The organism is Acidimicrobiales bacterium (genome assembly GCA_016794585.1).
Classification (GTDB): Bacteria; Actinomycetota; Acidimicrobiia; order Acidimicrobiales; family DATDAH01; genus JAEUJM01.
Genome location: JAEUJM010000001.1, coordinates 108948 through 127745 on the forward strand (window position 1 = coordinate 108948; position 18798 = coordinate 127745).

At 72.2% G+C, this 18798-nt stretch carries 14 protein-coding genes; 4 read left to right on the plus strand and 10 right to left on the minus strand.

The features are described 5' to 3' along the window. Positions 1 to 6: 6 nt before the first annotated feature. The 5 genes from JNK12_00460 to JNK12_00480 form a co-directional block, all read right to left on the minus strand. Positions 7 to 1200, minus strand: a complete 1194-nt coding sequence (locus JNK12_00460; GenBank protein ID MBL8774361.1) for a beta-lactamase family protein — start codon at positions 1198 to 1200, stop codon at positions 7 to 9. Positions 1201 to 1263: 63 nt separating this feature from the next. After that, complete coding sequence (locus tag JNK12_00465) at positions 1264 to 2187, minus strand: M15 family metallopeptidase (GenBank protein ID MBL8774362.1); 924 nt, start codon at positions 2185 to 2187, stop codon at positions 1264 to 1266. Beyond that, positions 2160 to 3542, minus strand: a complete 1383-nt coding sequence (locus JNK12_00470; GenBank protein ID MBL8774363.1) for a hypothetical protein — start codon at positions 3540 to 3542, stop codon at positions 2160 to 2162. Before JNK12_00470 ends, JNK12_00465 begins: the two co-directional genes overlap by 28 nt. A 60-nt stretch (positions 3543 to 3602) precedes the next feature. Continuing rightward, positions 3603 to 4343 (minus strand): YceI family protein, encoded by a 741-nt coding sequence (locus JNK12_00475; GenBank protein MBL8774364.1) that lies wholly within the window; start codon positions 4341 to 4343, stop codon positions 3603 to 3605. A gap of 94 nt (positions 4344 to 4437) precedes the next feature. After that, positions 4438 to 6645, minus strand: coding sequence for a hypothetical protein (locus JNK12_00480; GenBank protein ID MBL8774365.1), 2208 nt, complete (start codon positions 6643 to 6645; stop codon positions 4438 to 4440). A gap of 127 nt (positions 6646 to 6772) precedes the next feature. Here JNK12_00480 and JNK12_00485 point away from each other — a divergent pair, with 127 nt between their 5' ends. Genes JNK12_00485 through JNK12_00495 form a run of 3 tightly spaced genes read left to right on the plus strand, consistent with a single transcriptional unit; the run spans position 6773 to position 10571 of the window. Then, entirely contained in the window at positions 6773 to 7834 is a 1062-nt protein-coding gene (locus tag JNK12_00485; GenBank protein MBL8774366.1) for a DNA adenine methylase, read from the plus strand. A 38-nt stretch (positions 7835 to 7872) separates the two neighbouring features. Then, positions 7873 to 9915, plus strand: coding sequence for an S-layer homology domain-containing protein (locus tag JNK12_00490; GenBank protein ID MBL8774367.1), 2043 nt, complete (start codon positions 7873 to 7875; stop codon positions 9913 to 9915). A gap of 2 nt (positions 9916 to 9917) precedes the next feature. Next, a complete protein-coding gene (locus JNK12_00495) occupies positions 9918 to 10571 on the plus strand; it encodes a M23 family metallopeptidase (GenBank protein ID MBL8774368.1) in 654 nt (217 codons plus the stop codon). Between the two features lie 30 nt (positions 10572 to 10601). Here the strand turns inward: JNK12_00495 and JNK12_00500 are convergent, their stop codons facing one another. The 3 genes from JNK12_00500 to JNK12_00510 all read right to left on the minus strand — a co-directional run bounded on the left by JNK12_00500 (position 10602) and on the right by JNK12_00510 (position 12119). Further along, positions 10602 to 11057, minus strand: coding sequence for a VOC family protein (locus JNK12_00500; protein ID MBL8774369.1), 456 nt, complete (start codon positions 11055 to 11057; stop codon positions 10602 to 10604). Between the two features lie 85 nt (positions 11058 to 11142). Continuing rightward, entirely contained in the window at positions 11143 to 11475 is a 333-nt protein-coding gene (locus JNK12_00505) for a hypothetical protein (GenBank protein MBL8774370.1), read from the minus strand. After that, complete coding sequence (locus tag JNK12_00510) at positions 11472 to 12119, minus strand: hypothetical protein (protein MBL8774371.1); 648 nt, start codon at positions 12117 to 12119, stop codon at positions 11472 to 11474. The genes JNK12_00505 and JNK12_00510 overlap by 4 nt, the downstream gene beginning before the upstream one ends. 29 nt (positions 12120 to 12148) lie before the next feature. Between JNK12_00510 and JNK12_00515 the strand changes: the two genes are divergently transcribed. Further along, a complete protein-coding gene (locus tag JNK12_00515) occupies positions 12149 to 12796 on the plus strand; it encodes a carboxymuconolactone decarboxylase family protein (protein ID MBL8774372.1) in 648 nt (215 codons plus the stop codon). A 12-nt stretch (positions 12797 to 12808) separates the two neighbouring features. Here the strand turns inward: JNK12_00515 and JNK12_00520 are convergent, their stop codons facing one another. Further along, positions 12809 to 15064 (minus strand): molybdopterin oxidoreductase family protein, encoded by a 2256-nt coding sequence (locus JNK12_00520; protein ID MBL8774373.1) that lies wholly within the window; start codon positions 15062 to 15064, stop codon positions 12809 to 12811. A 61-nt stretch (positions 15065 to 15125) separates the two neighbouring features. Further along, entirely contained in the window at positions 15126 to 18740 is a 3615-nt protein-coding gene (locus tag JNK12_00525; protein ID MBL8774374.1) for a hypothetical protein, read from the minus strand. Between the last annotated feature and the right edge of the window lie 58 nt (positions 18741 to 18798).

Below are 18798 nucleotides of genomic sequence, written 5' to 3' on the forward strand. Positions count from 1 at the left end.
GGTCGGTCAGTCGATCAACGCCTGCTTCACGAGCTGCTTGAACTGGGCGCGGAGGTTGTAGGTGCTTGACGGGAGGAGCTGGGTCATGAACACCGCGGTGATGTCCTCGACCGGGTCGACCCAGAAGCCGGTGCTGGCGGCGCCACCCCACGAGAACTCGCCGACCGAGGAGGGGGTCTTGGCCGCGGCCGGGTCGATGACCACGGCGAAGCCGAGGCCGAAGCCGACGCCGTCGTAGGCCGTCTCCGCGAAGGTCGACTGGCCGAAGTGCTCGAGGTCGACGCCCCCGGGCAGGTGGTTGGTGGTCATGTAGGCGAGGGTACGGGGCCCGAGCAGGCGGGCGCCGTCGAGCTCGCCGCCGCGGCGCAGCATCTCGCAGAAGCGCAGGTAGTCGTGGGTCGTCGAGACGAGGCCACCGCCGCCCGAGAGGTACGACGGGGCGCGCTTGGCGGCCTCGCCGATCGGGTCGTACCGGAAGATGGTGCCGTCCTTCGGGTTGGGCACGTAGAGGGCGCCGAGCCGGTCGGTCAGGTCGCCGTCGGCCCAGAACGCGGTGTCGTGCATGCCGAGGGGCTCGAAGACGCGCTCCCGCAGGAACTGGTCCAAGGGCACGCCCGCCAGCACCTCGACCAGGCGGCCCAGCACGTCCGTGGCGTGCGAGTAGTTGAAGCGGGCGCCTGGCTCGTTGACGAGGGGCAGGCCCGCCCAGAGGTCGACGCAGCCCTCGAGGTCGTACCCGCGCGGGGGCCCGAAGTCGAAGCCGGCGTTGCGGTAGATCTCGTCGGTGGCGTGGACGTGGTGGAACCCGTAGGTGAGCCCGGCGGTGTGGGTGAGCAGGTGCCAGATGCGCACCGGCTCGGCGGCGGGGGCGGTGGCGGGGTTCTCGGCGGTGCCGCCGGTGAAGACGCGGACGTCGGCGAACGACGGGATCCAGCGGCTGACCGGGTCCTTCAGCTCGAAGAGGCCCTCCTCGTAGAGGAGCATCGTGGCCACGGAGGTGACCGGCTTGGTCATCGAGTAGATGCGGAACACCGTGTCGTCCTCGACGGGGAGGCCGGCCTCGACGTCGCGGTGCCCGTGGCGGGCCAGGTGGACGACCTTGCCGCCCCGGGTGAGCGCGAGCTGCCAGCCCGGCAGCCTCCCCTCGTCGACGTAGCGGCGGAAGTGGGCGTCGATGCGGCCGAGACGGGCGGCGTCCATGCCCACCTCGCCGGGATCGACCTCGACGGTCAGCGCGGTCACGCCGAGACCGTAGCGGTGGGCTCAGCGCCCGTTGGCGCTGAAGTGCTGGAAGTCCTTCAGGCTCGACCAGTCGCCGCCCCACTCCCATCCGATGGCGGCGAAGGCCTCGACCACGGCGTCGCCGTCGTGCAGGACGCCGGGCTCGGTGCGGGACCGGTCGGTGTAGGCCGAGGCCAGCTCGGGGAGGAGGAGATCGCCCTTCACATAGGGGTTGAGGAAGGGGTTGACGTCCACGGCGAGGCCGTATGCGTGCTCGGACCAGCTGGTCGAGCCGCGCACGGGGCGACACACGAAGGCGGTGGTGTTGTTGCCGTCACCGGTGGGCGGGAGGTCGAGCTCGGGGGCGGCGACCACCCGCATCTCCTCGATCGGATAGCGGGCGGCGTCGACGGCCCGGAAGACCTCGACGATGGCGTCGGCGGCGTCGGCGTGCACCAGCAGCTCACCGCGGTGGTGCTCGCCGTCGAAGCCCCAGTAGGTGACGGTGACGTAGCGCAGCTGGTCGAGGCCAACCGGGCAGGCCGCCGACCAGGTCGAGCGCTCCACCACGTCGGCGGGGACGGGCTCGACGGTGGATTCGAAGCCGTCGCCGGCCGGGGGCGGCAACACGTCGGGCATCTGGATGGCGCGGGGGTCGAGCTCGGCGGGCGTGGGCTGGACCTGCCCGAACCCGTCGGCGTCCGTGGGCAGCACCCGGGTCCCCAGCCACGCCGGCGGGGCGAACGGGTCGACCGTCGTCGAGGTCGTGGCCGGCGCGATCGTCGTCGTGGGCGCCGCCGTCGAGGGAGTCGGCGCCTCGGTGGGCTCGGCCTCGGCCCGCTCACCCGCGTCCTCACCCGAGGCGCAGGCGCCCAGCATCAGCGCCGCGCCGAGGAGCGCGACGCCGAAGGCCGTGACGCGGGGGACGGTGCGGGGGCTCAGGGGAAGCCGGTGCGGGACTCGCACGTCTGGTGCGTGTCCGTGCCGCCGTTGCCCCGGCAGGTGTCGTTGCCCGCCCCGCCCACGGTGCGGTCGTTCCCGGGTCCTCCGTTCAGCGTGTCGGAGCCTTTGAACCCGAACATGCGGTCGTTGCCCTCGCCACCGTTGATGGTGTCGCCGCGGTCCCCGCCGCAGATCCGGTCGTTGCCGCCCAGCGCGTTGATGGTGTCGGGCCCGGGCGTGCCGAGGATCACGTCGTCGCCGTTGGTGGGCGAGTCCCCCTGGTTGAGATCCACCGTGATGGGGAGGCCGTCGCACGACGGCGGGTTGACCTCGACCCGGGCGATCCGCCGGGTCGACCCCCCGCCGCCGGCCCACAGCGTGTTGCCGGGGCCCGGCGCGATCTCCTGGGGGCTGGGGCCGAACGACAGGTTCGGCGCCGTGAACGTGGCGTAGCCGGTGCCGGCGGGGCTGATCCTGGCGATGGTGTTCGTGTTGCCGCGGATGAACCAGAGGTTGCCGTCGTCGCCGGCGGTGATGCCCTTGGGATTGCTGCCGGCGGGGATGGGGAAATTCGTGAAGGTGTTGGTGCCGATCACGTAGCGCATGACGCCGGGCTGCGCGAGCCCCGTGTGGGTGAACCACAGGTTGTTGTCGGGGCCGATGGTCAGCTGGCGTGGGCCGAGATCCTGGGGGAGTCCGAAGGCGGTGGTGCTTCCGGTGGTCGGGTTCACGCGGAGCAGCGAGTGCGCGGTCACGCCGCCGACGTTCGCGTTCTGCGACTTGGTGATCCAGATGTTGCCGTCGGGGCCACGAGCGATGTCGCCCGTCGTTCCGCCCGTGTTGGTCTGCACGCTCAGCACCCCGGCCGTGCCGGTCCCGCCGGTGTGCATCCGTTGGGCCACGCTGCCGCCGCCGGTGAACCAGACGCTTCCGTCGGGAGCCGTGGCGATCTTGAACGGGAAGATCACGCTGCCGGAGGAGAAGAAGGTGAACACATTGGTGGTCGGGTTGAACCGCCCGATCTGACCGGTGCCGGCGCCGGGGCTCGGGCCGGTGGGGTCGGTGAACCAGATGTTGCCATCACCCCCCACGGTGAGGTCGGCCGGTCCGTCGATGCCGGCTGCGGTGTGGAACGTGATGGCGCCTCCCGGCGTCACCTCGCCGATCCCGTTCGTGGCGCCCGACCCCCACGGATTCGCGAAGTAGACGTTCCCGTCCGGCCCCTCGACGATGCCGCCCGTCGGGAAGAGGCTCGACGCCGTGAACAGCGAGATCGAGCCCGTCGCCGCCTGCGCGCTCGGCGAGTGGGCGGTGATCAGTCCAACCACCAGGGCGGTGACGGCAAGCGCCGCCGTACGAATCATGGACTTGCGGGGCACGGACCCACCTCCCTCGTCGCCCCGCGAGGCTAGCGAAGGAGGTGGCCCGTGTCCCGGCGCCTACGCGGACTTCGAGAAGCTGAGGGCGAACTCCATCTCACCGCTGTCCTCGACCTGCGCGGGGCCGCCGCTCGGGTCGCTGATGTCGTAGTCGGCCCAGGTGATGGGGATCGAGCCGGTGACCTCGATGGCGTCACCGTTGCGGCGCGCGGTGAGGTCGAAGGTGACCGACTGGGTGACCCCGTGGACGGTCAGGTCGCCGGTGGCCTCGGCGGTGATCTCCTCGAGGTCGCCCGGCTCCTCGCCGAAGTCGATGGGCGCCGTGAGCTCGAAGGTGGCGGTGGGGAACTGCGCGGTCTCGAGGATGCGGTTCTGCACCTGGCCGTCGCGCTGGGACTCGTCGCTCTCGAGGGTGGTGAGGTCGACCTCGAAGCTGGCCTCGGTGGCGCTCGTGCCCTCGATCACGAGCGTGCCGGTGACGTCCTCGGTGCGGCCGGCGCCCTCGGTGGACTGCCCGAAGAGCACCTCGGTGGCCCGGTAGCCGGCGGTCGAGCCCGCGGCGACCTCCCAGGTCCCCTCGATGCCTTCGCTGGTGGCGCCGCCGCCCGCCGCCGTGGTGTCGGTGGTGCCGGCGACGGTCGAGGTGGTGGTGCCGATGTCGTCGAAGGTGAGCGGGTCCGGCGCGTCCTCCTTGATGAAGTTGATGTAGACGAACGGTCCGACGGTGACGGCCAGCAGGATCACCACGGGCACGGCGATCAGCCAGAACTTGGGCTTGCGGAGGGTCTCGGAGAACGACATGGCCGACAGCTTGCCCGGCGGACCTTGGATTTCGCTGGGAATCCCGGGTTTTCTCGCCGGCGGCGCGGGTCCGCGATGGCGAAGTGGCGGGGGTTCACGGCGCGATCACCCGCTCCGCCCAGAACCTGGTGAACGTCGTCCCATCGCCGATGTTGCCGTCGTTCTGGCCCCAGCATCTCGCCTCGCCCGAGTCGAGGGAGGCGCAGGCGGTGTTCCAGCCGACGGAGATCCCCGACACACCGTCGAGGGGTGCAGCCGTCGACCGTTGGACGACCGGCTGCGCAAGCGGCTCGAAGTTGTTCTGTGTCCCGTGGCCCAACTCGCCGAGGTCGTTGTGTCCCCAGCACCAGGCGGTGCCCGCAGATCGGACGACGCAGACGCTGTTCACCCCGGCTGCGATCGATGCGATATCGGTGGCCGGGGCCACGCCGGTCTCGTCCAACACGGGATGGGGCACCGACTGGTTCCACGGTGCACCCGGTTCGAGCACCGGTGCCGGGCCCGGCCCCCAACACATCGCTCGTCCGGTAGCCAGAAGCGCGCACGTCCCCGAACCGCTCGACAGCGCGACGACCCCCGTCAGTGGCTCGACGCCGCCCTGATCTCTCACGGTGACCGGGTGGAGCGCGGGTGGGGCGTTCGCCTCGACGGGTTCGCCGTCGCCGAGGGCACCATAAGCACGCTGGCCCCAGCACCGAACCTCGGTGGACACCAGCAGCGCACAGGTCTGACCGAGGCCGACCTCGATCTGGGTGATGCCCTCGAGCGGCGCCTCACCCGTTTCGTCCAGCACCACGACGGGGAGGGTGGTCTCGGCCGTCGTGCCATCGCCGAGCGTGCCGTACTCATTTCGACCCCAGCAACGAGCCTGCCCGCTGTCGAGCAGCGCACAGGCTCGTAGCGGCCCGGCGCTGACCTGCCGCACTCCGGTGAGGGGCCCCGACCCGTCGGGCGTCAGTACCCGCACAGGTCGGAGCACGGACTCCTCATGGAAGATCCCGTCTCCGAGCCCGCTTTCCGAAGCGCCCCAGCACGCGGCGGTTCCATCCGCGAGCGCTGCGCAATTGTGTGAGTAGCTGCCGGTTATGTCAGTGACACCCGACAGTGGGTCGGCGCCCTCGACCGCCGGGACGGTGACGGGCCGCGTGGTCGGCCTGCTAGAGGAACCTGGGGCCGTGAACCTTCCCCAGCATCGGGCCTCGCCGTTGAAGAGTCGGGCACACGTCGCGAACGCACCGCTCGCGATCTCGGCGACACCGTTCAAAGAGTTGGGGACGGGGCGGTTCGTGAAGGTGCAGATGCGGTGCTCGCCGGCGGTGAGGGTGATGGTGCCGGTCCGCGCGAGGAGGTCGGTGGCTTCCCCCGTGCAGGTGAGGCCCGTGAGCTCCCAGCCCGGCAGCGCCTCCTGGGTGAGGGTGTACGTCCCAGTCGGGATCGGCCCGGTGGCGACCTGGCGCGGTAGGGCGGGATCGGCGTCGTCGTCCAGGGTGAACGACGAGCAGCCGCCGTTCCCGCAGCCCGTGTAGGCCTGGTCCTGGCCGGAGTCGGTGAGGTCGTCGTCGACGAGGGTGATCGACTGGGTGGTGTCGGTGAAGGTGCACACCGGGTGGTCGGTGGGCTGGCTGAGGACAATGGTCACGCGCCGATTGGGCACGTCCCTGGTGATCCCCGTCGTGGTGCTGCAGGTGATTCCCGAGAGCGACCAAGGCACGCCGGGGCTCTGGGTGATGGTGTAGGTGCCGGGGGTCAGAGCCCCGCTGGTCACCCTGGTCGGGACCGAGGGATCGGCGTCGTCGTCGAGGGCGAAAGTGCCGCAGCCAGAGCCGAGGCAACCGGTGTAGCTGAAGTCGCGAGTGTCGTCGGGGCTGGTGTCCTGGACGATCGTGATCGACGGCGCCTGGTTCTTGAACGTGCAGGCGATGTCGGCGCCGGCGGCCAGTGCGATCGTGGCGCGGCGTTCGGCGACGCTGGTGGACACACCGCTGGTGCAGGAGATCGACGTGAGCGTCCAGCCAGGGACGGCGTCCTGGGTGATCGTGTAGGTGGCGGGGGCGAGGCCGCTGGCGCTGATGCGGTCGGGGAGCGCTCCGTCGGCGTCGTCGTCGAGGGTGAACGGCGCGCAGCCGGTGCCCTGGCAGCCGGTGAAGCCGACATCGGTGCCGTCGGCCGGCGCGGTGTCGAGGATGACGGTGATCGACCCGCCGGTCGCGGCGGCGACGGGGGTGGGCTGGCTCACCGCCAGGGCCGCGGCGATGGCGGCCGCGGCGGCCACCAGCGCGACGAGGTGGCGGCGCAGGCGCATGGGTTCATATCGGCGAAATCGGGGGTTCTCTGAGGTGCTGATTGTGCAGAAGCGGCGAGTGAGGCGGGGCGCCGCGGATGCGGATGCCTCCGGTCGGGGAAGCAGGTGGGTCACACTCGTCGGCGGGATGATCAAGTACCTGGGGTCGAAGCGCCGGCTGGTGCCGGTGCTCGGCGAGCTGTTCGCCGCGTCGGGGGCGCGCACGGCCCTGGACCTGTTCACGGGCACCACCCGGGTAGCGCAGGAGCTGAAGCGGCGGGGCGGGTTCGTCACCGCCGTCGACACCGCCCGCTACAGCGAGGTGTTCGCCCGCTGTTACGTCGAGCTCGACGCCGGCGACGTCGACGAGGCCGAGCTCGACGCCGCCCTCGCCCACCTCGCCGCCCTGCCCGGCCGCCCCGGGTACTTCACCGAGACGTTCTGCGTGCAGTCCCGCTTCTTCCAGCCCTTCAACGGCGAGCGGGTCGACGCCGTCCGCGACGCCATCGCCGCCGAGTTCCCTGGTCACCCGCTCGAGCCGGTGCTGCTCACCAGCCTCATCGAGGCCGCCGACCGGGTCGACTCCACGACTGGCGTGCAGATGGCCTACGTGAAGCAGTGGGCCAAGCGCTCCTTCAACCCGCTCGAGCTGCGCCGCCCCAAGCTGCTGGCCGGCGGCGGCCGCGCCCTGCGGGCCGACGCCGTCGAGGTGGCGCCGACCCTCGGCCCGGTCGACTTCGCCTACCTCGACCCGCCCTACAACCAGCACCGGTACTTCACGAACTACCACGTCTGGGAGACGCTCGTGGCCTGGGATGCGCCCGAGCACTACGGCGTCGCCTGCAAGCGGGTCGACGCCCGCGACCCCGCCACCAAGAGCGTGTTCAACGCGAAGCGGGCCATGCCCGACGCCCTGCGGTCGGTGATCGCCGCGGTGGACGCCCGCCTGCTGGTGCTGTCGTACAACGACGAGTCGTGGCTGGCGCTCGACGAGCTCGTCGACGCCTGCGCGCCCCGCGGCAGCGTGGAGGTGCTGGCCTTCGACTCGAAGCGCTACGTGGGCGCCCAGATCGGCATCCACAACCCGGCCGGCGAGCGGGTCGGCGAGGTCTCGCACCTGCGCAACGTCGAGTACGTGCTCGTCGCGGGCGCGCCGGCCGACGTCGAGCGGGCCGTCGCCGGCCGGGCCCCGTCGCTCGTCGACAGCTGACACGCCGACGGCGCAGCGGCCATGATGGGGAAGTGCCGGTGGGGGACACCAGGGGTGGGACGCGCCGTCGCGGCGCCGCGACGCTGACCGTCGTCGCGCTCGTCGCCGGCTTCCTCGCCGCGGTGACCACCACGGCCGCCGCGCCGGTCCCGGCGGCCGCAGCCGACAACGACGACTACGTGGCCCTCGGTGACTCGTACGTCGCGGGGCCGCTGATCCCCGACCAGAGCGGTCAGCCCACGGGCTGCCTGCGCTCGGACCGCAACTACCCCCGGCTGGTCGCGCAGGCCCTGGGCCTCTCGCTCACCGACGTGAGCTGCAGCGGGGCCGAGACCACGGACATGGCCAACAGCCAGGGTGTCACCCCCGGGCCCAACCCGCCGCAGTTCAACGCGCTGAGCGCCGACACCGACATCGTGACGCTGGGCATCGGGGGCAACGACATCGGCTTCTCGAGCATCGTCACCGACTGCATCGCCTTGTTGCCCATCAGCAATGCGGTCTGCCAGCCCGACTACGTGCGGAACGGCGTCGACGAGATCTCCAACCGGATCACCGCCACCGCCCCCAAGGTGGCCGCGGTGATCCAGGGCGTCCGCTCCCGGGCGCCCCACGCCCGCATCTACGTGGTGGGCTACCCGGCCATCCTCCCGGAGTCGGGCGGCGGGTGCTGGCCCTCCTTGCCGCTCTCCAACGCCGACCTGCCGTGGCTGCGCGCCAAGAACAAGGAGCTGAACTCGATGCTCGCCGCGCAGGCGGCGGCCAACGGGGCCCGCTACGTGGACGTGTACACCCCCGGCATCGGCCACGACGCCTGCCAGGACAACGGCGTGCGCTGGGTCGAGGGCATCGTCCCGCGCCTGCTCCAGGCGGCGCCGGTGCACCCCAACGCCACCGGCATGGCGGGGGTCGCGTCGGTGGTCGGTGCCCGCATCACGGCCACCCCGAACCTGCCCAGCGTCCCGCGGAACGTCGTGGCCGTGCCCGGCAACGCCCAGGTGAGCCTGACCTGGGCGGAGCCCAACGACGACGGCGGCGGGGCCGTGACGGCCTACCGGGTGTTCCGCAACGGCACCCTCGTCCACACCACGCCGAACGGCGCCACCCGTGCGTTCATCGACACGGGCCGCACGAACGGCACCACCTACGCCTACACCGTCGCCGCGGTCAACGCCTCGGGCCCCGGGCCGCTGTCGACCGCGGTGCAGGCCACGCCGCGCTCGGTCCCCGGCACTCCCGCGGCGCCGGCGGCAACGGCCGGCGACGGCGAGGTGCAGGTGACGTGGACTCCGCCGGCGACCAACGGTGGGTCCGCCATCACCGGCTACCGCCTGTATCGGGACGACGTGGCCATCGGGACGACCTTCCCGGCCGCGACCACGTCGTACCTCGACGAGTCGGTGGCGAACGGCCAGACCTACGGCTACCGGGTCGCCGCGCTCAACGTGGTGGGCGAGGGCCCTCGCAGCGCGGCCGCCTCGGCCACACCGACCGCCGGGTTCACCTGCTGCCCACCCCACGGCTTCAGCGACGTACCTGCCTCGCTCGGCGGCGCGGTCGACTGGGGCGCCTGGTTCGGGGTCACCCCGGGCTTCCCCGACGGCACGTTCCGCCCGACGCGCAACGCCAAGCGAAGCCAGGTGGTGACCATGCTCTGGCGCCTGATGGACGAGCCCGCCGCGACGACGCGCCGCTCGTTTCCCGACGTGCCCAGGACCGCGGGCTATGCGGACGCCGCCGAGTGGGCGGTGGGCGAGGGCATCCTGACGGCCTCGCCGAACGGCTCGTTTCGGCCCAAGGATCCGGTCACCCGCAGCCAGTTGGTGGTGATGCTCTGGCACCTCGTGGGTGACCCCCAGGTCGACACCCACCACCCCTACTCCGACACCCGCTCGGGCGCCTACTACCAGGAGGCACTCGACTGGGCCACGCGCCACGCCGTTGCCCCGGTCCGCGGCAGTCGCTTCCGGCCGACGGCCACGGCCACCCGGGCCAACGCGGCGGCGTGGCTCTACAACCTGGCGTGGACCGAGGCGGCGTGGTCCGCCACCACTGCCCGCCCTGACGCCATCCTGTTCTGACCGTGCCCCGCCCCCGTCCCTTCGCGCGCGCCGTCTCGGCGGCGCCCCTGCTCATGCTCGGGCTTCTGGTCGCGCTGGTGGGTCCCGCCTCGGCCGAGCCCGCCGACCAGCGCGTCGGCGGGGCGAACGGGGTCGACCAGGGCGACTTCCAGATGCCCTTCCCGTGCGGCCAGGTGTGGGGAGCCAGCACCCACAGCAACCACCCGGCCGTGGACTGGAACGGGGTCGGGCCCGCCGCAGGGTCCAACGACCACGGCCTGCCGGTGCTGGCCGGCCTCGGTGGCATCGTCGTCGCGGTGGGCGACCAGGCGGGCTACGGCACCCGGGTCGTCGTCGACCACGGCGACGGTTGGTCGAGCGTCTACGGGCACCTGTCCGCCATCACCGTCGCCGAGGGCCAGGAAGTCTCGGCCGTGACGCAGGTCGGCAACGTCGGGAACACAGGCGCGTCGGGCGGGGCCCATCTGCACTGGGAGCAGCGCTACCTCGGCCAGCGGGTTCCGGTGCTGTGGGCCGCGGGTGCGCCCATCGAGACCACCTACGGGTCACCCGGCCCCACCTACACGAGCGCGAACTGCCCGGCCCGCACGTTCGGGGTTTCACTCGTGACGCCACCGGGGCGACCTCGCCAGGGGCCCGTCCTGGCCAAGGACTGACCAGGGCTCGGGTCGTCCCCGAGCCTTCCTCTACAGCCGCAAGGGCTTGATGGGGCTCATGATCAGCTCGGGATCGTTGGCCCAGTCGACGCCGGGCACGTCGATGTACAGCTCGATCTCGTTGCCGTCGGGGTCGTGGATGTAGAGGCTGTGGGTCACGGTGTGGTCGCTGGCGCCGGCGATGGGCACGCCGGCGGCCTGGACGGTGGCGAGCGCCTCGCGCAGCTCGTCGTCGCTGTCTCCGACCTTGAGGCCGAAGTGGTACAGCCCCACCCGTCGGCCCTGCGGGATGGCGGCGGCGTCGGGGCCGACCTCGATGAGCAGCAGCTCGTGGTGGGTCCGACCGCTGGAGAACGCCATCGCCGGGAAGGGGAGGGCGGCATCGGGGAACGCCGGCTTCCAGCCGAGCACGTCGCGGTAGAAGGCCACGGACCGCTCGAGGTCCCGCACGTACAGCACCAGGTGGCCGAGCTCTTTGACTTCCATGGTGATCTCCTCTGCCGTGAAATCCTTGTGTGTGCAAGTACCCAACCGGCACGGGGTCGTGGATATGCCCGACGGTCGGGGCCGATCAGGTCGCGGCCAGCGCCTTCCGGAACGCCCCGAGGCTGTCGAGGTCCCGCACCGCCGCGGTGGCCCGTTCGAGCCCGGAGCGCCACTGGGCCTCGGGTTGGAGGCGGTCGCCCATGGCCGCGGTGAACACGGCGCCCCGGAGGGGGTCGACCGCGTAGAGGCGGTAGTGGGACCAGGCGTCGTCCTCGCTCGGCGCGTCGGCTCCCAGGGCTGCGAGCTCGTCGAGGTAGCGACGGACCCACCCCCGCTCGTGCTCGCGCCGCAGCGCGGTAGGTGTCGAGAGCACGGTGAAGTAGGCGATGTCGCGCAGGCCGTGGCCCTGCTGGATCACCTGCCAGTCGTAGAGGCCGGCGGTGCCGTCGGGCAGTGCGTAGGTGTTGCCGAGATGGGTGTCGCCATGGAGCGGCGCAGCGCGCTCGCCACCATCAGGCGCTGGATGCGGCGGACGCGGTCGCCGTCGGCCGGTCGGAACACCCAGCGGAGATCGCCGCCGTCGCGCAGCCGGGGGCTGTTCCAGAGCGGGGCGTGCACCCGGGCCAGGGCGACCACCACCGCCTCGGCGTGCTCGGCGGTGCAGCCGTCGGCGACCGTGGGGAACCGGGCGCCGGCGGCGGCGAGGTCCTCGAGCACGAGGGCGAAGCCGCCCCGCCGGCCGGGCTGCGCCACGAGGGCGCGTGGCGCAGGGAGTTCGAGGTCGGGCCGGACCGACCCGTAGAACCCCACCTCGCTGGCGCCGAGGCCGACGAGGGTGCCGAAGGCCCGGGCGCCGAAGCCGTCGGCGGGCAGCTTCACGAACAGCGTGGTCGGCCCCGCGGCGGGGTCCCGCCAGGTCAGCCGGAGGCGCGCACGCGACGTCGTGCCCGAGTCGAGCGGCTCGACCTCCACCCACTCGAGCCCGTCGGCCGCCCCCTCGCCGCCCGCGGTCAGAAGCGCCGCCGCCAGCCAGTCCCGGTCGATGTCCCCCATGGTCAGCACCAGCCCACCCCCATGGGGAAGAGTGAACCATGCCTCGACTCCGTGAGATCCCCCGCAGCGAGGTGACGGCGCCGATCGTCACCGTCATGTACGACCACCTCTTCGGCGAGCGTGACCCCGTGGCCGAGCCCGGGACCACCACCGGCACCCCGGGGGACTGGTGGACGGTGTTCGCCGCCGCCCCCGATGTGTTCGAGCACGCCGTCGCCGGCTTCGGCCTCTACCAGAGCCCCAAGCGGGTGCTGGACCCGGTGCTGCGCGAGCTGGGCCAGACCCGCGCGGGATGGGCGGTGGGCAGCCAGTTCGTGTTCTCGCAGCACTGCAAGTCGTGCCGGCTGCTCGGCATGCCCGAGTCGAAGATCGCGGCCATCGCCTACTGGGGGGCCTCCGACGAGTTCAGCGAGGTGGAGCGGGCCGTGCTGGCCTACACCGACGCGCTGGCCCTCCAGGGCGGGCGGGTGCACGACGGGCTGTTCGCCAAGCTGCACGAGCACCTGAGCGACGTCGAGATCATCGAGCTGACCTACATCACCACCATGTACGTGATGCACGCCATCATGAGCCGGGCGCTGCGCACCGAGTGGGATGACCGCGACGACCCGATCGTCGAGGTGGCCAGCCCCGAGGGCTTCGCCGGCTACGACGTCGGCGCCGCCATCGCCCGCCCCGACGACTGATGCCCGAGGGCCTCAGGCCGGCGTGACGGTGACGGGCACGCCGTTGAGGACGGCGTTGCCCGACAGCGGGTCGAGGGGGCCGTCGTCGGTGAGGACGTTGCAGTTCACCCCGGCGTGGGCGGCGGCGACGGCCATGTCGACGGCGGGGTCGTCGTGGCCCCAGCCGTGGGGGAGCGAGACGACGCCGGCGAGGATCTCGTCGGTCACCTCGACCGGCGCCACCACCTTGCCGACCCGGGACGCCACCTCGGCCGGGCCGCCGTCGGTGAGGCCCAGGCGGGCGGCGTCGTCGGGGTGCACCTGGAGGGTGCAGCGGTCCTTGCCCTTCACCAGCACCTCGACGTTGTGCATCCAAGAGTTGTTCGAGCGGACGTGGCGGCGCCCGATGAGGGTGAGGTGGCCGTTGGGGGCGGCGGCGTCGGCCAGCGCCTCGACGAGGCGGGGAAGGTCGGCGAGGAACTGGGCCGGGGCCAGCTCGACCTGGCCGCTCGGGGTCTTGAGCACCTCGGGGAGGCGGGGCTCGAGGGCGCCGAGGTCGAGGCCGTGGGGGTGGTCGAGCAGGGTCTGGAACGTGACCCCGTCGGGGTTGGCGCCGAACCCGTCGCCGTAGGCGCCCGTGCGGACCATGGCCTCGAGCACCCGCTCGGGCGTGTCCTCGGCGACCATCAGGTCGACCAGGTCTGCGACGGTCTTGCCCTCGGCGACGCCCCCCGGCTTGGTGGCCCGGCTGAGCACCCGGTCGAGCACGAGGCCGTCGATGATGGCCGGGTCCGCGGTGGCGCCCATGCCGCTGAGCACGAGCGCGAGGCGGGCGAGGATGGTGTGCTCGGGCAGCTGCTCGGTGGGGTCGGGGGGCAGGACCGCGGGCGAGTAGTTGGCCACGTTGCGCACCGACAGGGTGCTGAAGGCCAGGTCGTAGTGGCTCTTCTCCAGCGCGTCGGGCGGCGGGAGGATCACGTCGGCGTGGCGGGTGGTCTCGTTGCGGTAGGGGTCGATGCTCACCATGAAGTCGAGCGTCGCCAGCGCCGACTCGAGATGGGCGCTGTTGGGGGCCGAGCGGGCCGGGTTGCCGGCGAAGGTGATCAGGGCCCGGACCTGTCCGTCGCCAGGGGTCTCGATCTCGTCGGCGAGGGTGGCGATGGGGAACTCCGAGCGGACCTCGGGGTGGCCCTTGACCCGGCTGGTGGAGCGCCCGGTGCTGAAGCCCCGGCCCTTGCCCGACCCCCGCGCGCTGGTGAGGGCCAGCGGGAACATCATCCCGCCGACCCGGTCGAGGTTGCCGGTGAGCGCGGTGACGAGGTCCGACGCCCACGAGGCGACCGTGCCGAAGGCCACGGTGTTGGTCCCGATGCGGCCGTAGACCGCGGCGGACTCGGCGGCGGCGACCTCCCGGGTGAGGCGGCGGATGGTGTCGGCGTCGATGCCGGTGTGCTCGGCCACGGCCTCGGGGGATAACGGCTCGACGGCGTCACGCACCGCGTCGATGCCGTTGAACACCGACGGGTCGAGCTCGGCCGAGACGAGGTCCTCGGCGAAGAGCACGTGGACCATGGCCAGCAGCAGGTGGCCGTCGGCCCCCGGGCGGATGGGCACGTGCTCGTCGGCGTTCTTGGCGGTCTTGGTCAGGCGGGGGTCGACCACCACGACCTTGCCGCCCCGCGCCCGGATGGCCTCGAGCCGGCCAGGGAAGTCGGGTGCGGTGCACAGACTGCCGTTCGACTCGTAGGGGTTGGCGCCCAGCATGAGCAGGTAGCCGGTGCGGTCGAGGTCGGGCACGGGGATGGCGTCGGGGCTGCCGTACATCGCCCCGCAGGAGACGTGACGCGGCATCTGGTCGACGGTGCTGGCCGAGTAGAGGTTGCGGCTGGCCAGCGAGGTGATGAGGGCCCGGGCGTAGATGCCGGCGCCGAGGTTGTGCACCGTCGGGTTGCCCAGGTACAGCGCCACGGCGTCCCGGCCGTGCTCCTCCATGATGGGCAGCAGGCGGCGCTCGATCTCGGCGAAGGCCTCGTCCCAGCTCACTTCTGTCCAGGTGGCGTCGGCGCCCTGCCCCGAGCGGACGAGCGGCCGGCGCACCCGGTCCGGGTCGGTGTGCAGCTGCTTCAGCGTCGACCCCTTGGGGCAGATGAACCCGCGGCTGAACACGTCGTCACGGTCACCCCGGATGCGCACCACCTCGTCGCCCCTGGTGGTGATCTCCAGCCCGCACGTGGCCTCGCACAGCGGGCAGGTGCGGAAGTGCGTCTGGGTCTCGGCGGCGTCGGTCACGAGTGGTCCCCCTCGGTGGCGTACCCCCGATCCTGCCACCCGCCGCCACGGCGGCGCCCGCTCAGCCCGGCGGCGTGCGGACCGCGCTCGGCCGGAACCGGGCGATCGCGTCGGTGCCGTCGCCCAGGGTGCCGAGGTACCCGAATCCCCAGCACCACACCCCGCCGTCCCGGGTCAGGCACGCGCCGCTGGTTCGGGTCGCGAGGCCGGTGGCGCCCGCGACCGGCTCGCCCGTGTCCGGATCGAGCACGAGTGTGGGGCGCCCGGTCGTCGCCGGGGGCAGGGTGCCGAGCTGGCCGTAGGCGTTCGACGCCGACCAGCACGCGACCTGCCCCGCAGTGAGCAGCGCGCAGGTGACGTCGCTGGAACGACTGATCGACTGGACACCAGTGAGGGGCCCCGCGCCCGATGGGCTGGGGACCACCGTAGGGGTGGAGCTGTCGAGAACGGAGCTCGTCCAGCACCGGGCCTCGCCGTTCGCCAGCGTGGCGCACCCGGCGTCGATCTGCGCCACGCCGGTGAGGGGGCCGACGCCGCTGACGTCGGGGAGAGGGGCGGGAAGCACGTGGTTGTTCCCCCAGCACCGGACCTGCCCCGAGTCCAGCAGCGCACACGTGAGCGGGCCTCGCGCAGAGAGCTGCGTGATGCCGGTCAGCGGGGTGGTGCCGGTCTCGTCCAGGACGGCGACGGGAGTCGCTCTGTCGGTGGTGCCGCCGTCGCCCAGCTCGCCTCGGCTGTTCTCGCCCCAGCACCGGGCCTCACCACTGTCGAGCAGGGCGCAGGTTCGATCCATCCCAGCCGACACCGCGACCACGTCCCCGAGCGTGGCGATCCCGCCGACGCCGACGACGGAGGCCGGGAGCTGCCGGCCGAGGGCGGTGCCGTCCCCGAGCTGTCGAGACTCGTTCGACCCCCAGCACCGCACCCCGCCGTCGTCCATCGCCGCGCAGGCGTGCTCGGCGCCGACGGACACGCTGTGGGCGCCAGAGAGTCCGTCGCTGTCCTCGCTGTCGCGGATCTCGACGGCGCTGCGGGCCACGACGGCATCGGGGTTGCCGAGCGCACCATGGCCCCAGCAGCGCAGCTGCCCGGAACCCGACGCACAGGCGAGGTACTCGTTCGCGTCGATCTGGCTGACCCCCGTGATGGCCGGCTGCGCAAGAGGGTCGACCACCAGGGTCGGTCGTGCGCGGGGTGTCTCCGTGCCGTCGCCGAGAAGCCCACCCGAACCGCCCCAGCACCGGGCCTGACCGTCGGTCAGCACGGCACAGGCCGAGTTGCGACTCACGGTGACCGCCACCACGTCATCCAGGACGCCTGCGCCCGTCTCGTCCAGCACGGGCTCCGGCCGGACGACGACGTCGCTGGTCGAGCCGGTGCCGAGCAGCCCATCGCCGTTGGTTCCCCAGCAGGACAAGGAGCCGTCGATCAGGAGCGCGCAGGTCTTCTCGCCGCCGGCGTGGACGCTGCGCACCCCGGTGAGCGGGCCGGTCCCGTCCCCGTTCGAGACGGTGACGGGCCGCGACCGGTCGGCCTGCGTGCCGTCTCCGAGCTCGCCGGCGCCGTTGCGCCCCCAGCACCGCACCTGCGTGGATGTGAGCACGGCGCAGGTGTGCTGATGGCCGGCGCTCACCTGCACCACGTCCTCGAGAACGCCGGGCCCGTTCGGCGCGAGCACCTCGCCGGGCCGGACCCGCTGGGTGGTCGTGCCGTCACCCGACTGTCCCCTGTTGTTCGCTCCCCAGCACGAGACCGTGCCGCCGTCCATCAATGTGCAGGCGTGGAAGAGCCCGACCGTGAGTGCTCGAGCTCCGGTGAGTGGACCCAGGCCGTCGGGATCGGAGACGGCAGCGGGTCTGGGGTGGTCGGTCGTCGTACCGTCGCCCAACTCCCCGTCGCTGTTGCCGCCCCAGCAGTGCACCTCGCTCGATCGGAGAAGCGCACAGCTGACGTTTCCGCCGGTGCCGACCGTGGTGACCCCCGTCAGGGGACCGCTGCCGGAAGCGTTCGAGACGGCCACGGGGGTCCGTCTCACCGACGTCGTGCCGTCACCGAGCGTGCCGCGGCTGTTGTAGCCCCAGCACCGGGCCTCGCCGGAGTCGACGACGGCGCAGGCGTGGCTGAAACCGACGCTGACGTCGACCACGTCATCGAGCACACCCGCACCGCCGACGCCGGCCACTTCCTCGGGCGTGGTGCTGTCGCCGGCGTTCCCGGTGCCGAGTTGTCCAGTGTCGGTCTCCTGGTCGCCCCAACAGCGCACTCGGCCCGTCGTCAGGCGGGCACAGGTGCTCTGCATCCCGGCCGAGACGTCGACGACGCCCTCGAGCCGCGGCAGGGGGCGTCGATGCGTCACCGTGCAGCGCGACTGCGACCCGGGACGCACCGCGACCTCGAAGGTGCCGGCATCGATGTCCACGTTCCGGTCGTTGCTGCCGCAGTCGATCGAGCTGAGCTCGTGCTCCGGCACGGGATCGACGGTGACGGAGTACCAGCCCGCGGGGAGGGCGGCTCGGCCGCTGTAGCGGTCCCGGTCGGGTCGGGCGTCGTCGTCGAGTACGACGTCGGCGCAACCACCGTCACCGCATCGGTGCATGGTGATGTCGACCGGGCCGTCCGGTTGCGTGTCCACCTCGAGCTCGAGGGATCCGGACTCGGTCGAGTAGTCGTTCCGGAAGGTGCAGGTGACCTGTCGCCCCGGGACCAGGGTGATGTCGACGCCGCTCTTGGTGCTCCACACCGACCCCGATGAGCACGTCAGGTTCGTTCGGGGCCAGTTCGGCTCATCGGTCGTCGACCACACCCGGTAGCTGCCCGGGGCGAGGCCGACGGCGGTGATGGACGACGGGTGCTCGGGATCGGCGTCGTCATCGAGGACGAAGGGGGCGCAGCCGGAGCCCATGCAGCCATCGAAGGAGAAGTCCTGGGCGTCGTCGGGGCTGGTGTCCTGGATGACGGTGATCGACGCCGCCTGGTTGGTGAAGGTGCACGTCGTCTGCTCGTCGGCGGAGAGCGTGATGGTGACCCGGCGGTTACCGAGGCTCACGCTCTCTCCGGTCGTGCACGTGATCGACGTCAGCGCCCACGTGGCGTCGGCCGCCTGGGTCACGGTGTAGGTGCCGGGGGCGAGGCCGGCGCTGGACTGGCGGCGGGGGAGGGTGCCATCGGCGTCGTCGTCGAGGGCGAAGTCGGCGCAGCCCGACCCGAGGCACCCGGTGAAGGAGAAGTCCCTGGCGTCGTCGGGGCTGCTGTCCTGGATGATGGTGATGGACGCCGAGGTGTTGGTGAAGGTGCAGGTGACGTCCTCGCCGGCGGTCAGGTCGATGGTGGCGCGGCGGCTGGCGAGGCTGGTGGTCTCGCCGGTGTCGCAGGTGAGCGCCGAAAGGGTCCAGTTGGGGACCGCGTCCTGGGTGACCGTGTAGGTGCCGGGCTCGAGGTCGGCGGTGGTCGTGTTCGACCGGGTCGGGTCGGCGTCGTCGTCCAGGACCATCGGTCCGCACCACTGCCCCTTGCACCCGGTGAAGCTGACGTCCTGGCCGTCGTCGGGCGAGGCGTCGAGCACGACGGTGATGGTCCCGGTGGCGGGCTCGTCTGCCGAGGCGGCGCCGGCGGTCAGCAGGACGAACCCGAGGACGGCGCTCGCGGCCACGAGCGCACCGGCGAGCCAGCGCGCCACGCGCGTCACCCCCCGACGGACCATCTCTCTCCATCGGCAGGGTCGCGAGTCATTTGGA

Coding starts and splice junctions, on each gene's coding strand:
- JNK12_00460 (MBL8774361.1), bottom strand. CDS start 1,200: ATGGACGCCGCCCGTCTCGGCCGCATCGACGCCCACTTCCGCCGCTAC.
- JNK12_00475 (MBL8774364.1), bottom strand. CDS start 4,343: ATGTCGTTCTCCGAGACCCTCCGCAAGCCCAAGTTCTGGCTGATCGCC.
- JNK12_00480 (MBL8774365.1), bottom strand. CDS start 6,645: ATGCGCCTGCGCCGCCACCTCGTCGCGCTGGTGGCCGCCGCGGCCGCC.
- JNK12_00485 (MBL8774366.1), top strand. CDS start 6,773: ATGATCAAGTACCTGGGGTCGAAGCGCCGGCTGGTGCCGGTGCTCGGC.
- JNK12_00500 (MBL8774369.1), bottom strand. CDS start 11,057: ATGGAAGTCAAAGAGCTCGGCCACCTGGTGCTGTACGTGCGGGACCTC.
- JNK12_00515 (MBL8774372.1), top strand. CDS start 12,149: ATGCCTCGACTCCGTGAGATCCCCCGCAGCGAGGTGACGGCGCCGATC.